Genomic DNA, 14169 nt, shown 5'->3' with positions numbered 1-14169 from the left:
ATTTACCCGCACCCCGATTCCATTCTCAGATTGTGAGGATGCGCCTATGCGTCATCAAAGACGTCCGTACCAAGCGATGGCATTGTACTCTGCCATTCTGTCACAACTAGCTGGTTCCATGCTGGTCGGTCTTTTCGCCGGAAGGTGGTTGGATCAGAAATGGAACACAGAACCGCTGTTTTTGATTATTGGCCTGCTCCTTGGACTTTCCACTGGAATCTATGCCATGCTTCGCACAGTGAATCATTTCTATTCAGGAGAGTAGCCGAATGCCTGACCTTAAACAGCATTTCCAACGGTATACCAAGTACATATTTTACTTGCTATCCATCTTCGTTCTCGGATGGGGCTTTACGCCGTATCCCTCAGTATTTCTCGGTCTTATATTGGGAACATCTCTCAGTCTTTTTAATCTTTGGCTGATCAGAAAACGAATGGAGCGGTTTGACCGTGCCATCGACGAAGGAAAAAAAGCAGGTTCACTTGGGACGTTTTCACGTATGGCCTCAGCAGGAATCGCGGTTTTAGTCGCACTGGAATTTCCGGAATTCATTCACTTGATTTCCACTGTCTTTGGATTAATGATGGTTTATTTCGTCATTATGATAGATTATTTTTTTCAGCAAATTATCCTACATAAGAAGCGGGAAGAGAGGTGAAATAAATGAATCATGAAGCGCCATTGGTTAATTTTTTGGGGCTGACCTTTAATCTCTCCAATATTCTAATGGTGACAGTTGCAAGTGCAATCGTGTTCCTTATCGCAGTTCTTTCAACAAGAGCACTCGCAATGAAGCCAACTGGAATGCAGAATTTCATGGAATGGGTCATGGATTTTGTTCGAAACATTATCAAGAGCAATATGGATTGGAAAACTGGAGGAAGCTTTCATATTCTTGGGATTACATTATTGATGTATGTGGCCATTTCCAACTTTTTAGGGCTGCCATTTGCCATCACGTACAACCATGAATTATGGTGGAAGTCGCCTACAGCTGATCCGGTCATCACATTGACTCTTGCTGTAATGGTTATCGCGCTTACGCACTATTACGGCATTAGAATGAAGGGTTTCAAGGAATATGGAAAAGATTTTTTCCGCCCAATGAGTTTCCTTTTCCCGCTAAAGATCATTGAAGAATTTGCAAACACATTAACACTTGGTTTGCGTCTTTACGGTAACATTTATGCAGGTGAGATACTTCTTGGACTTCTTGCAGGAAGCTTAGCAGCTACAGGAGCCGTCGGCTGGATAGCAGCTTCTGTTCCAACGCTTGCTTGGCTTGCATTCTCAGTTTTTATCGGAGGAATCCAGGCATTTATCTTTGTTATGTTAACGATGGTTTACATGGCCCACAAGGTGAGTCACGACCATTAAATATAATACCTGTTCAGTACGCTGAACAAACATGATTTTTTAAAAAACTATTATCCAATACAAGGAGGATTTACCCAAATGACAGGTTCAATTGGTCTTTTAGCAGCAGCAATCGCAGTAGGTTTAGCAGCACTAGGTGCAGGTATCGGTAACGGAATGATCGTATCAAAAACAGTAGAAGGCATCGCACGCCAGCCAGAAGCTCGCGGTATGCTTCAAACAACAATGTTTATCGGGGTAGCACTAGTTGAGGCCGTTCCGATCATCGCTGTAGTAATCGCGTTTATCGTACAAGGACAATAATTAAATAAAAGCGTAAGCGGGCGTTTAGCTCCGACAGACGTAAGACGATCAGTACCAAAAGGCGAAGAACTCTTCTTCGCCTTCATCATGAGATCAGCGGAAAAGGCTCGCTCCTTTCTGCAAAATCCACATTTTAGTCAGACTATAATCTTTCTTACATAGAAAGAAAGATAGATCATACATCGTATATTGATTGACTCTTGAAGGGAGTGAAACGGGCGTGTTCACACTTGATGCATTTATTCTGGGAGCAGGTGAAGGATTTAACGGCGGAGATATAGCTTTCCAATTGTTAATGTTCATCATCTTAATGGCTCTTCTAAAGAAATTCGCATGGGGTCCATTAATGGGCATCATGAAGCAGCGTGAAGATCACATTGCAGGCGAAATCGAAGCGGCTGAAAAAAGCCGTGTTGAAGCAAAACAGCAGCTTGAAGAACAGCGTCAGCTTTTAAAAGAAGCGCGTCAGGACGCACAGGAATTGATTGAAAATGCACGCAAGCAAGGGGACCTTCAGCGTGAAGAGATTATTACTGCAGCTCGTGCAGAATCTGAGCGTTTGAAAGAAACGGCGCTTCGTGAAATCGGGACCGAAAAAGATCAGGCAGTTGCCGCACTTCGCGAGCAAGTGGCTACTTTATCTGTCTTGATTGCATCGAAAGTGATTGAGAAAGAATTGACACTCGAAGAACAGCAGCAGCTGATCAATGAGACAATTGCGAAGGCAGGCGATCTGCGATGAGCAAATCAACAGTCGCAAACCGTTATGCCCAGGCTCTTTTTGAGCTTGCGAAACAGCATGGACAAGTAGAAACAGTAGAGTCTGAACTGCGTACAGTACAGCAGGTTTTAAAAGACAACCCTGACTACATCCTGCTCCTTCAATCTCCAAAGTTAACAAAAGATCAAAAAAAACAGCTTGTTAAACAATCGTTCAGCGGACTTTCCCATAACGTTATTAACACCATGTCAATTTTAATTGACCGCCGCCGTGAAACAGAAATTGCACCTATGGCGGATGCGTTTATTGAACTTTCCCTGGCAAACCGAGGAACAGCTGTAGCCTATGTACACTCTGCCACAAAGCTTAGTGAAGCGGACAAAGCGTCCATCTCACAGGCATTTGCAGCAAGAGTAGGCAAACAAAGCTTGCAAATTCATAATATTGTTGATTCAACGCTGCTTGGCGGCATGCGAGTTCGCATTGGAAACCGTATTTTTGACGGAACCCTGCGCAGCAAGCTGAACCGTTTAGAGCGTGAATTAAAGCGATAAGATCCACAAAATGAGGGGTGACATTCATGAGCATCAAAGCTGAAGAAATCAGTGCGCTGATCAAACAGCAGATTGAGAATTATCAATCGGACATTCAAGTAACAGAGGTTGGTACCGTAATCGAAATCGGTGATGGTATTGCCCGTGCTCATGGCCTTGATAACGTCATGGCCGGAGAGCTAGTTGAATTCTCCAATGGTATTATGGGAATGGCGCAAAACCTGGAAGAAAATAATGTAGGTATTATTATTCTAGGGCCATACCGTGACATCAAAGAAGGCGATGAAGTTCGTCGTACAGGCCGTATTATGGAAGTTCCGGTAGGCCCAGAGCTAATCGGACGTGTAGTAAATCCACTTGGACAGCCGGTAGATGGCTTGGGACCAATTCCAACTGCGAAAGCTCGTCCAATCGAAAGCCCGGCACCTGGTGTTATGGCTCGTAAGTCTGTTCACGAACCGCTTCAAACAGGAATTAAGGCAATTGATGCCCTAGTGCCAATCGGCCGTGGACAGCGTGAGCTTATCATCGGTGACCGTCAAACAGGTAAAACATCTGTGGCAATCGATACAATCCTTAACCAAAAAGACCAGGATATGGTATGTATTTACGTAGCCATCGGTCAAAAAGAATCAACGGTCCGCGGTACAGTTGAAACGCTCCGTAAGCATGGAGCGCTTGACTACTCGATCGTTGTAACAGCATCTGCATCTCAGCCTTCTCCATTGCTTTTCCTTGCTCCATATACAGGAATTACAATGGCGGAAGATTTCATGCTTGATGGCAAGCACGTATTGGTTGTTTATGATGATCTTTCAAAACAGGCAGCTGCTTACCGTGAGCTTTCACTTCTTCTTCGCCGTCCTCCAGGTCGTGAAGCATACCCTGGTGACGTTTTCTACCTGCACAGCCGTTTACTTGAGCGTGCAGCGAAATTAAATGAAACACTTGGATCAGGATCGATTACAGCTCTTCCATTCGTTGAGACACAGGCGGGAGATATCTCAGCATATATCCCAACAAACGTTATCTCAATCACAGATGGGCAGATCTTCCTGCAGTCTGATTTATTCTTCTCGGGTGTACGTCCAGCGATCAATGCCGGTCTATCCGTATCCCGTGTTGGTGGATCTGCACAAATCAAAGCAATGAAAAAAGTATCCGGTACACTGCGTCTTGACCTTGCAGCTTACCGTGAGCTCGAAGCATTTGCTCAGTTTGGTTCAGACCTTGATAAAGCAACACAAGGAAAACTTAACCGTGGAGCCCGTACAGTTGAAGTATTGAAGCAGGACCTGAATAAGCCGCTTAAGGTTGAAAAGCAGGTTATGATTCTTTACTCATTAACGCGAGGACACCTGGATGATATTCCAGTAAAAGATATTCGCCGTTTTGAAAACGAGTTCCTTAGCTGGTTGGATTCAAACCACACTGACTTGTTGGATCAAATCCGCACTACACATGGCCTTCCAGAAGACGAGGCAATGGTAGCGGCAATCAATGGATTCAAAAAGACGTTTGCGAAAAGTGAGTAAGCATACTCGCTAAACGGCAATAAAAGAAACCATGTTGATCGGTGAGAACTCACTGGATCCGCATTTTTAACCAAAAGGGTGGTGAGAACCAATGGCATCGTTACGCGATATAAAAAACCGGATCACATCGACTAAAAAGACCAGTCAGATCACAAAGGCAATGGAGATGGTATCTGCTTCTAAACTGAGCCGTGCAGAATCGAACGCAAAAGCATTCGTCCCTTACATGGATAAAGTAGAAGAGGTAGTCGCTTCCATCGCTGTAGGAGCGAAAGATGCAACGCATCCAATGCTTGTATCCCGCCCTGTTAAAAAGACAGCTTATCTGGTTATTACATCGGACCGGGGACTTGCTGGAGCATACAATTCAAACGTTTTGCGTGCTGCTTACAATGCAATTCAAAGCCGACATAATAGTACAGACGAGTATGTAGTGATGACAGTGGGCCGCGTAGGCCGAGACTTTTTTGCGAAAAAAGAGGTTAACATTATCGATAGCATCCTTGGATTACCAGATCAGCCAATCTTTGCTGACATTAAAGAAATTACAAGCAAGGCAGTAGGGTTGTATGCAGATGGAGCGTTTGACGAGCTTTATATGTATTACAATCACTTTGTCAGTGCGATCTCTCAAGAAGTAACAGAAAAAAAAGTTCTGCCTCTAACGGACGTAGCCTCTGTTTCCAACAAGCTGACATCCTACGAGTTTGAACCTTCAGCTGAAGCTATTCTTGAAGTGCTTTTACCTCAATATGCAGAAAGCCTGATTTACGGGGCACTGCTTGACGGGAAAGCAAGTGAGCACGCTGCACGTATGACAGCAATGAGAAGTGCAACTGATAATGCGAAAGAGCTAATCGACTCGTTATCTCTATCCTATAACCGTGCACGTCAAGCCGCGATAACACAGGAAATCACAGAAATCGTCGGCGGAGTAGCAGCACTAGAGTAAAAAGAAAAGCGAAGGTGGCTCGATCAGCCCCGACAAGCGTAAGGCAGGGCGGCCATGTGGACGCTATTTGTCCACAAGGACGACATGACTTACGACCTCGAGGGGCTAGCCGCCTGAGCTGGACAAAAAGAAAAGCGAAGGCGGCTCGATCAGCCCCGACAAGCGTAAGGCAGGGCGGCCATGTGGACGCCATTTGTCCACAAGGACGACATGACTTACGACCTCGAGGGGCCAGCCGTCAACGTTTCAACATACGTTTTTGAAAAGCAAGCTAGGAGGGAAAAGACATGAATAAAGGACGCGTTCAAAAGGTAATGGGTCCAGTTATCGATGTAAAATTCGATAACGGCCAGCTGCCTGATATTTTTAACGCTTTAACGGTGCCTGTCGGCGTCAAAGGCGATGTGACACTTACGTTAGAAGTTGCGCTTCACCTTGGCGATGACGCAGTTCGTACGATTGCGATGTCCTCCACAGATGGAGTTACGCGTGGAGCTGAGGTAACTGACCTTGGTTCTCCGATCTCTGTACCGGTAGGAGATGTAACACTTGGACGTGTATTCAACGTTCTTGGAGAAGCAATCGACTTAGCGGACGAATTGGCACCGACCACTCGCCGTGACCCGATTCACCGTTTGGCACCAACATTTGAACAGCTTTCAACTGATACTGAAATTCTTGAAACAGGAATCAAGGTTGTAGACCTTTTGGCTCCTTATATCAAGGGTGGGAAGATCGGCCTTTTCGGAGGAGCTGGAGTTGGAAAAACGGTATTGATCCAGGAACTAATCAACAATATCGCACAAGAGCACGGCGGCATTTCTGTTTTCGCAGGTGTTGGAGAGCGTACTCGTGAAGGAAATGACCTTTTCCACGAGATGACAGATTCAGGTGTTATTAAAAAGACTGCCATGGTATTTGGCCAGATGAATGAGCCGCCTGGTGCACGTATGCGTGTTGCCCTTTCCGGTCTGACAATGGCTGAGTATTTCCGTGATGAACAAGGACAGGACGTTCTTCTTTTCATTGATAATATCTTCCGTTTCACTCAGGCAGGTTCTGAGGTATCGGCACTTCTTGGCCGTATGCCGTCAGCCGTTGGTTATCAGCCGACACTTGCGACAGAGATGGGTCAGCTGCAAGAGCGTATTACTTCAACAAACGTTGGTTCTGTTACATCGATCCAAGCGATTTATGTACCAGCCGATGATTATACGGATCCAGCTCCGGCAACAACGTTTGCCCACTTGGATGCCACGACGAACCTTGAGCGTAAGCTTTCAGAAATGGGTATTTACCCGGCGGTGGATCCTCTTGCTTCGACTTCACGTGCATTGTCACCTGAAATCGTTGGAGAAGAACATTATTCAATTGCGCGTGAAGTGCAGCAGACACTTCAGCGTTACAAAGAGCTTCAGGATATCATTGCGATCCTTGGAATGGATGAGCTTCAAGATGAAGACAAACAGATCGTGTCTCGTGCACGCCGGATTCAATTCTTCTTGTCTCAAAACTTCCACGTAGCTGAGCAATTTACAGGTCAAAAAGGTTCTTATGTTCCAGTTGCTGAAACAATCTCTGGATTTAGAGCCATTCTTGACGGCAAATACGATCACCTCCCTGAAGATGCATTCCGCCTAGTGGGACGCATTGAAGAGGTTATCGAAGCTGCGAAGAAAATGGGCGTAGAGGTATAATTAGGGACCAGGAGGGGAAAAAATGAAGACCGTTAAAGTCAGTATTGTCACTCCCGATGGCCCTGTGTACGAGTCTGATGTGGAAATGGTAAGCACAAAAGCTCAAAGCGGTGAACTTGGCATTTTACCAGGGCACATCCCAATGGTGGCTCCGCTTGAAATTGGTGCTGTCCGACTTAAAAAAGAAGGACACACTGACTATGTAGCTGTAACGGGCGGATTTTTAGAAGTACGCCCTGAGCAAGTAACCATTCTTGCGCAAGCTGCAGAGCCGGCAGACCAAATTGACATTGAACGCGCGAAGGAAGCGAAGCAGCGTGCTGAGGAAAACCTTCAAGCAAAGCAGGATAACATTGACTTCAAACGAGCTGAATTAGCACTGCGACGTGCAATGAACCGTATTGAAGTAAATCAGTACAATCGATAAAACGAAATAGGAACCCGGTTCTACCCAATAATTAGAACCACTTCCATTTTATCTAGATCAACAATTTCAATACCGGCTCTTTATTCCGGATTCTGCCAATGGGCCATCCGGATAGAGCCGGTATTTTTATTTTTTTTAAAAAAAGGGACATTTGCCACCCTCATTGAAACCAGTCAAAAGAAGGAGAAGGCATCTTCTTACCATTTTAATTTGTGACAGGAGGAACGATCTAATGGATGCGTTTGGACAGCAGGCTTTAGTAAGTATGATTATTCATTTGGTTTTTATCGCTTTAGCTTTTTGGTCGCTTCAGGCTCTTCGGATCGACAAGGCGTTGAGGGTCAATAAAGTGATGCAGGCACGGGTTTTACTTATTCTTCTTAGTGTGGCAATCGGATCAAGTGTTGCGGAGTTTTTTCTTTCTTATTCTACTTGGGCCCAGCAGCTTCCTTACATGTGGTGAGGTTTAAATTGTGAACAATGAAAGCTCTTTCATTTTAATGAATCATGTATATTTAGTAAAAAGTGTTGTTTTGCACTATGAATTTATGTTTAAATGGTTTATTTTTATCTAAGAGTGGAATACTCAACCATTGGGTCATTGCAAAATTCATCAGAAATTGAAGCTCTCTATATATAAGAGATTTCATGCACTGCTTTAATATAGGGGGTTTAAAACCGGAGCGGAAGAAAGAAGCCGGTGTAAATTCGACAGTCATTTTCGACTTATTTAGGCAGGTCGTGACTTTTTTCTCTTGTGTTAAAGAGTTTTAAAGTGATATGATGTGTGATGTTTTAGTTTAATAAACTACAAGATAACTTGTATATGAAATCAATTGTTTGCCAGCAACCTTGCCAATAGAAAATGACGGGCTACAAGGAAAAGATAACGAATTTTCACTTTAGCCGCTAATGTTGAATATGAATAGTAGTACAGAATTAAGACGCGGAGGGGAACTCAATTGGATAAAATTATCGTACGTGGCGGAAATGCGCTACATGGAACAGTTAAAGTAGAAGGAGCGAAGAACGCAGTCCTTCCTATACTCGCAGCATCTTTACTAGCAAGCGAAGGAAAGAGTACACTTTTAGATGTACCGGCTTTGTCGGATGTCAATACGATTAATGAAGTGCTTCGTTTTCTGAATGCAGATGTAGAGTATACAGCAGAAGAGAATAAGGTAATCGTGGATGCTCAGAATCAGCTCGAAGTAGAGGCGCCGTTCGAATATGTTCGTAAAATGCGTGCATCGGTTCAGGTAATGGGACCGCTTTTAGCAAGAAACGGTCATGCACGTGTAGCTCTGCCGGGCGGCTGTGCGATCGGTTCTCGTCCGATTGACTTGCATTTAAAAGGCTTTGAAGCAATGGGTGCACAGGTTACAGTCGGAAACGGATTCATTGAAGCAAAAATAGACGGACGTCTGCAGGGAGCAAAGATTTATCTTGATTTTCCTAGTGTAGGCGCTACAGAAAACATTATGGCTGCAGCGACACTGGCTGAAGGCACAACAATTATTGAAAATTGTGCGAAAGAACCAGAAATTGTTGACATGGCTAATTATATGAATAAAATGGGCGCGAAAATTAAAGGCGCAGGTACAGATACAATCCGTATCGAAGGTGTAGATCACCTTACAGGAGCCGTGCACAATATCATCCCTGACCGGATTGAAGCAGGAACATTTATGATTGCAGCCGCAATTACAAACGGCAATGTATTTATTGAAAATGCCGTGCCGGAACATCTTGCATCAGTTACAGCAAAGCTCAAAGAAATGGGTGTAACGGTTGAGGAAGAAGAAGAAGGCCTTCGTGTAATTGGACAGCCCAATTTAAGATCAGTGGATATCAAGACGATGCCTCATCCGGGCTTCCCGACAGATATGCAATCACAGATGATGGCACTTATGCTTTGTGCACAAGGAACAGGCATGATTACTGAAACAGTTTTTGAAAATCGCTTTATGCATGTGGAAGAATTCCGCCGTATGAATGCGAATGTGAAAATAGAAGGACGTTCTGTCATTATGAAAGGACCAAGTAATTTACAGGGAGCTGAAGTAGCTGCGACAGATTTACGTGCGGGCGCTGCGCTTATCCTGGCTGGTCTTGTTTCTGACGGTTATACGCAAGTAACAGAACTGAAGCATTTGGATCGTGGATATGTTAATTTCCATGAGAAACTTGTATCCCTTGGAGCAAATGTGGAACGCATTAACGAAGAGGTACAAGTGAGAGAAGAAGAAGCAGTTCGGGCATAAGAACTTATTTCATTTATACTAAACGATATGCTCAATCATACTCGTAATCTTATAAGCAGTATATACACCGATCATCGTGTATATACTGCTTTTTAGTTTATCTATCTCTTTTATTTTTTTCTTCTTTCAGTTCCAAAAAGGCATTGTTTTTAACAATCTGACTGACTGCTTGTCTCGTGTTCTATAATCTTCCCATACGCATAAAGTTTCATGAGTAAGAAATATCAAGGAGGGAATTATTTGAAGAAACAGAAGCCGCTCTGGATCATACCGATAATGTATATGATCATCTTGCTACTCATCCCAGCCGTAATCCTTCTACCATTTTCTTCTAAGGATCAAAAAACAAGTGAACAAACGGAGGATACTCAAGTGAAAGAAAAGACTCAAGAAAACGCTGAACTGACTGTTTCTGTTTTTAGAGATCAGTCAGAAACAGTAGAAGAGCTCGAGCTTGAAACGTATGTAGCCGGGGTAGTGGCAAGTGAAATGCCTGCATCCTTTGAAGAAGAGGCACTGAAAGCACAGGCGCTTGCTGCAAGAACGTATGTAACCCGCCTAATAGCAGCAGGCGGTGCAGAAGGATTGCCAGAAAAAGCAGATATAACAGATACGACTGCTCATCAAGTATTTAAAAATGATAAAGAGCTAAAGACTCTTTGGTCAGATGAGTTTGAATGGAAAAAAGAAAAGATTGTAGAAGCCGTCTCAGCAACAAAAGGAGAAGTGCTGACCTATGATGGCAAACCTATTACTGCATCTTTTTTCTCTACGAGCAACGGGTGGACTGAAAACGCCAAAGACTATTGGACAGAAGACATTCCCTATTTGCAATCAGTCGAAAGCAGCTGGGATGAATCGGTAGCGCCAGGATTTTTACACGAAGTCACGATTCCGGTAAGTGAATTTGAAGAAAAGCTTGGGATTACATTAAGTAAAGGAGAAATTGGCACGGTCATGGAACGCACGCCGGGCCACCGTGTAAAAACGGTGGATATAGCAGGAAAGACTTTTACCGGCAGAGAGATCCGGGAAAACCTCGGACTAAGATCCACTGATTTTCACTGGACACAGCAGGGAGATTCCATCTTGATTCAAACCAAAGGCTACGGACATGGCGTTGGAATGAGCCAGTACGGAGCAAACGGCATGGCTAAAGAAGGTAAAACGTACGGAGAAATTGTCGCTCATTATTTTAAAGGGGTAGAAATAGCGTCTGTAGAAACGATCCTTCCCTCTTTACTTGCACAGAGGTAACGAAAAAAGATCAAGCGCCTATGCTTGATCTTTTTTATTTGCTCTAAACCACGATTCAAACCCCTGAAGCCACTTAGCCATCCACCCATTCTTCCGGACAAAATAAGCACGCTGAATGAGTATATAAACAATCATAACGCCAATTAGATCCTTAATTGCGTCTATGAGCGTTGCTGAGCGCGAGGGTACGAATGCCTGATGAATTTCATCCAGGAGTCCGTAAAATGCTGCAATAACGGCTGCAGCAGTATGTGATGCAGTGGTCAATTTCCCGTGGGCCAGCAAAGCCAATATAAAAAGAAAATGAAGAATCGCGAATTCCACAAGATGGAGCGATTCTTTAATAAAAAGATCAAGTGATTCATTCCGTAGAGCATAAACGGTATCAGAAGGCCGGCTCGACAGGAACCAGACCAGCATCATATATAGAAAAGGGAGAACGGTAAAAAAACTTTTCATCCATTTTTTCATGCAGCAGATCCTCTCAATGGCAGTTATTCTAGTGGATTGTATCACGTGGAAGCACTTTTTTAAGAAAAATTTTGTGACAATGTATAGAATTTCCTTTAATCGTTCAAAATGGTTGCTGAGGTGATGAAAATGAGTCAGGGAGACAAAAATAATTCTACCCTAAAATCAAACTTGAAAGGTTTTATGAAAAAGCGCTGGTCGCTGCCTGTCTTATATTTGGCATGTGCGGCAGTAGTAGTGTCCACCGTTTTTGTGCTGCAAAGTCCTGGTGATAAAGAAGTTGCAACCGTCACAGAAGAATTTACAGCAAACCAGAATCGTACCGACTGGGTTCAGGATTCGGACGAAGAAGTAACTGAAGTCAATCAGCCAACGGAAAAAATGGCAATGCCGGTCGTAGATCCATCTGCAATCACAATACATCGTTCTTTTTATGATCAGGATGCATCTGCCGAAGAACAACAGGAATCCCTTGTTGTCGTGAATCAAAGCTACTCAACTAACCAGGGTATTGACATTGTCCAGGATGGAAAAGACTTTGAAGTCACAGCCGCTCAAAGCGGAGAAGTCACAGTAGTACAAGAAGATCCATTTGTCGGCAATTTAGTGGAAATTCAGCACGCTGACGGTCTAGTCACAAAATACAGCGCGATTAAAGACATCGCTGTACAAGTTGGCGACAAAGTTAAACAAGCGCAGCCAATTGCTAAGTCTGGTGTAAGCGAATTAAATACGGAAGCTGGTACACATCTTCACTTTGAAGTATACAAAGATGGCGTAGCAGTCAATCCGGTTTCATTTGCAGAATAAACGGGTTCAGGCCGCATAATCCTTTTGGATTATGCGGTCTTTTTTTGAACATAAACACAACCTTATCCTTCCTTTTTAATTCTTTTTAAGCAGCGTGCAGACCGTTCTTGAAAACGATTAAATTAACCTGAAAAATTTAAGCATACCGATGCTCCCACCTTGCATATAATGGGACAAATGGAGGGGGTCACTCCCCTGGATTGATCCCCTGTGGGAGGCCGGAGCAGTGCACGACTACATCAGGGAGAGAACGCTCTTGGTTGGCAAGCATATAGTGGAGACGAGACAAACCGTACGCGTCACTGCCAAAACCTTTGGTGTATCTAAAAGCACCGTGCACAAGGATCTGACCGAGCGACTGCCTGAGCTAAATCCGGCACTTGCCAACGAAGTAAAAATTATTCTCAACTACCATAAATCGATAAGGCATCTTAGGGGCGGGCAAGCTACAAAACAAAAGTACAAAGGATAAGAGGTTATGAATCAAACTTTTGTTTGGTTCATGACCTCTTGTCTTTCTTGTGGTAATATATACTTATTGGACTATTCTTACAGGCAAAATGCGTGAGTCCTATCTGGTCTCGCATTTCATACATAAACAAGCTGATCGGAATCCATTCCAGTTAGGAAAATAGAACGAGTACTGTGCAGGGTAGAGTAGAAGGGAGAAAAGACAAGAAATGTTTGCTAAAGATATTGGTATTGACCTTGGGACAGCCAATCTGCTGATTCATGTAAAAGGAAAAGGAATTGTATTAAATGAACCTTCCGTTGTCGCGATTGATAAAAACACCAACCGTGTGCTTGCTGTAGGCGAAGAAGCACGCAACATGGTGGGAAGAACACCTGGAAACATCGTCGCCATCAGGCCGCTGAAAGATGGTGTAATCGCTGATTTTGATGTGACAGAAGCGATGCTTAAGCATTTTATTAATAAACTGAATGTAAAAGGATTCTTATCAAAGCCGCGCATCTTAATCTGCTGCCCGACCAATATCACAAGTGTTGAGCAAAAAGCGATCCGTGAAGCAGCCGAAAAAAGCGGGGGCAAAAAAGTGTTTCTTGAAGAAGAACCGAAAGTCGCAGCCATTGGAGCCGGTATGGACATTTTTCAGCCAAGCGGCAATATGGTCGTTGACATCGGCGGCGGTACGACTGACGTAGCCGTGCTTTCAATGGGAGACATTGTTACCTCTTCCTCCATCAAAATGGCAGGAGACCAATTTGACGCAGATATTTTAAACTACGTTAAAAAAGAGTACAAGCTGTTGATCGGCGAACGGACAGCCGAAAATATCAAAGTGAATATTGCGACTGTCTTTCCGGATTCCCGTGACGAGAAACTTGATATTCGGGGACGTGATATGGTCAGCGGACTGCCGCGCACCATTACCATCACATCAAGTGAAGTAGAAGGCGCACTTCGTGAGTCCATATCCGTCATTGTTCAGGCTGCGAAGAACGTACTGGAAAAAACACCGCCTGAGCTTTCTGCAGATATTATTGACCGGGGTGTCATTCTCACTGGAGGCGGAGCGCTTCTTCACGGAATCGATCAGCTTCTTGCAGAAGAATTGAAGGTGCCTGTATTTGTAGCTGAAAATCCTATGGACTGTGTGGCAATCGGAACAGGTGTGATGCTTGAAAATATTGATAAAATCCCTCACCGCCGAATCGGATAAAGACGATTAGCGAAAAGGCTGGTTTTTGTTTGTCCATCAAATGTCGGAGAAACAAAAACCATCCCGAATAGCCATCCACATTTAAACAGGAGCAAGGTATAATAGGTGAAGAGGTTTA

General features: G+C 43.9%; 17 protein-coding genes. 16 read left to right on the top strand and 1 reads right to left on the bottom strand.

What is annotated here, in order from left to right; translation table 11 throughout:
- Positions 1 to 46: 46 nt before the first annotated feature.
- The 13 genes from KR50_RS17770 (at position 47) to spoIID (ending at position 11088) form a co-directional block, all read left to right on the top strand.
- On the top strand, positions 47 to 265 hold the full coding sequence (locus KR50_RS17770; protein WP_041061730.1) for an AtpZ/AtpI family protein: 219 nt from the start codon (positions 47 to 49) through the stop codon (positions 263 to 265).
- Between the two features lie 4 nt (positions 266 to 269).
- Positions 270 to 659, top strand: a complete 390-nt coding sequence (locus KR50_RS17765) for an ATP synthase subunit I (protein WP_041061727.1) — start codon at positions 270 to 272, stop codon at positions 657 to 659.
- Positions 660 to 664: 5 nt separating this feature from the next.
- Positions 665 to 1378, top strand: a complete 714-nt coding sequence (atpB, locus tag KR50_RS17760; RefSeq protein ID WP_041061724.1) for a F0F1 ATP synthase subunit A — start codon at positions 665 to 667, stop codon at positions 1376 to 1378.
- A gap of 90 nt (positions 1379 to 1468) precedes the next feature.
- On the top strand, positions 1469 to 1681 hold the full coding sequence (atpE, locus tag KR50_RS17755; RefSeq protein WP_041061890.1) for a F0F1 ATP synthase subunit C: 213 nt from the start codon (positions 1469 to 1471) through the stop codon (positions 1679 to 1681).
- A 220-nt stretch (positions 1682 to 1901) separates the two neighbouring features.
- Positions 1902 to 2423 (top strand): F0F1 ATP synthase subunit B, encoded by a 522-nt coding sequence (gene atpF, locus KR50_RS17750; protein ID WP_041061721.1) that lies wholly within the window; start codon positions 1902 to 1904, stop codon positions 2421 to 2423.
- Positions 2420 to 2956 carry a F0F1 ATP synthase subunit delta gene (locus KR50_RS17745; RefSeq protein WP_041061719.1) on the top strand — a complete coding sequence of 179 codons (537 nt, stop codon included), beginning with the start codon at positions 2420 to 2422 and terminating at the stop codon, positions 2954 to 2956. The genes atpF and KR50_RS17745 overlap by 4 nt, the downstream gene beginning before the upstream one ends.
- Positions 2957 to 2982: 26 nt before the next feature.
- Positions 2983 to 4491: a F0F1 ATP synthase subunit alpha gene (atpA, locus tag KR50_RS17740; protein WP_041061717.1), complete on the top strand. Its 1509-nt coding sequence runs from the start codon at positions 2983 to 2985 to the stop codon at positions 4489 to 4491.
- A gap of 91 nt (positions 4492 to 4582) precedes the next feature.
- Positions 4583 to 5443, top strand: a complete 861-nt coding sequence (atpG, locus tag KR50_RS17735) for an ATP synthase F1 subunit gamma (protein WP_041061716.1) — start codon at positions 4583 to 4585, stop codon at positions 5441 to 5443.
- 287 nt (positions 5444 to 5730) lie between these two features.
- On the top strand, positions 5731 to 7140 hold the full coding sequence (gene atpD, locus KR50_RS17730; protein ID WP_041061714.1) for a F0F1 ATP synthase subunit beta: 1410 nt from the start codon (positions 5731 to 5733) through the stop codon (positions 7138 to 7140).
- A 22-nt stretch (positions 7141 to 7162) separates the two neighbouring features.
- On the top strand, positions 7163 to 7567 hold the full coding sequence (locus KR50_RS17725) for a F0F1 ATP synthase subunit epsilon (protein WP_041061712.1): 405 nt from the start codon (positions 7163 to 7165) through the stop codon (positions 7565 to 7567).
- A 232-nt stretch (positions 7568 to 7799) separates the two neighbouring features.
- Positions 7800 to 8030, top strand: coding sequence for a DUF1146 family protein (locus KR50_RS17720; protein WP_041061710.1), 231 nt, complete (start codon positions 7800 to 7802; stop codon positions 8028 to 8030).
- A gap of 499 nt (positions 8031 to 8529) precedes the next feature.
- The gene (gene murA / locus KR50_RS17715) at positions 8530 to 9831 is read left to right on the top strand and encodes a UDP-N-acetylglucosamine 1-carboxyvinyltransferase (protein ID WP_041061708.1); all 1302 of its coding nucleotides are present in this window, start codon (positions 8530 to 8532) and stop codon (positions 9829 to 9831) included.
- A gap of 240 nt (positions 9832 to 10071) precedes the next feature.
- Positions 10072 to 11088 carry a stage II sporulation protein D gene (gene spoIID / locus KR50_RS17710; RefSeq protein ID WP_041061706.1) on the top strand — a complete coding sequence of 339 codons (1017 nt, stop codon included), beginning with the start codon at positions 10072 to 10074 and terminating at the stop codon, positions 11086 to 11088.
- Between the two features lie 18 nt (positions 11089 to 11106).
- Here spoIID and KR50_RS17705 read toward each other — a convergent pair whose 3' ends face one another.
- The gene (locus tag KR50_RS17705) at positions 11107 to 11559 is read right to left on the bottom strand and encodes a VanZ family protein (RefSeq protein WP_041061704.1); all 453 of its coding nucleotides are present in this window, start codon (positions 11557 to 11559) and stop codon (positions 11107 to 11109) included.
- Between the two features lie 129 nt (positions 11560 to 11688).
- On the opposite strand from KR50_RS17705, the gene KR50_RS17700 reads away from it, so the two are divergent.
- The 3 genes from KR50_RS17700 to mreB all read left to right on the top strand — a co-directional run bounded on the left by KR50_RS17700 (position 11689) and on the right by mreB (position 14051).
- A complete protein-coding gene (locus KR50_RS17700) occupies positions 11689 to 12369 on the top strand; it encodes a M23 family metallopeptidase (RefSeq protein WP_052477201.1) in 681 nt (226 codons plus the stop codon).
- A 226-nt stretch (positions 12370 to 12595) separates the two neighbouring features.
- The gene (gene spoIIID / locus KR50_RS17695) at positions 12596 to 12841 is read left to right on the top strand and encodes a sporulation transcriptional regulator SpoIIID (protein WP_041061701.1); all 246 of its coding nucleotides are present in this window, start codon (positions 12596 to 12598) and stop codon (positions 12839 to 12841) included.
- Between the two features lie 208 nt (positions 12842 to 13049).
- The gene (gene mreB / locus KR50_RS17690) at positions 13050 to 14051 is read left to right on the top strand and encodes a rod shape-determining protein (RefSeq protein WP_041061699.1); all 1002 of its coding nucleotides are present in this window, start codon (positions 13050 to 13052) and stop codon (positions 14049 to 14051) included.
- The last annotated feature ends 118 nt before the right edge of the window (positions 14052 to 14169 follow it).

It is taken from the genome of Jeotgalibacillus campisalis (genome assembly GCF_000829515.1).
Lineage (GTDB): Bacteria > Bacillota > Bacilli > Bacillales > Jeotgalibacillaceae > Jeotgalibacillus > Jeotgalibacillus campisalis.
Note: the sequence above shows the minus strand (reverse complement) of the source record. Positions and strands in the feature narration are given on the sequence as shown.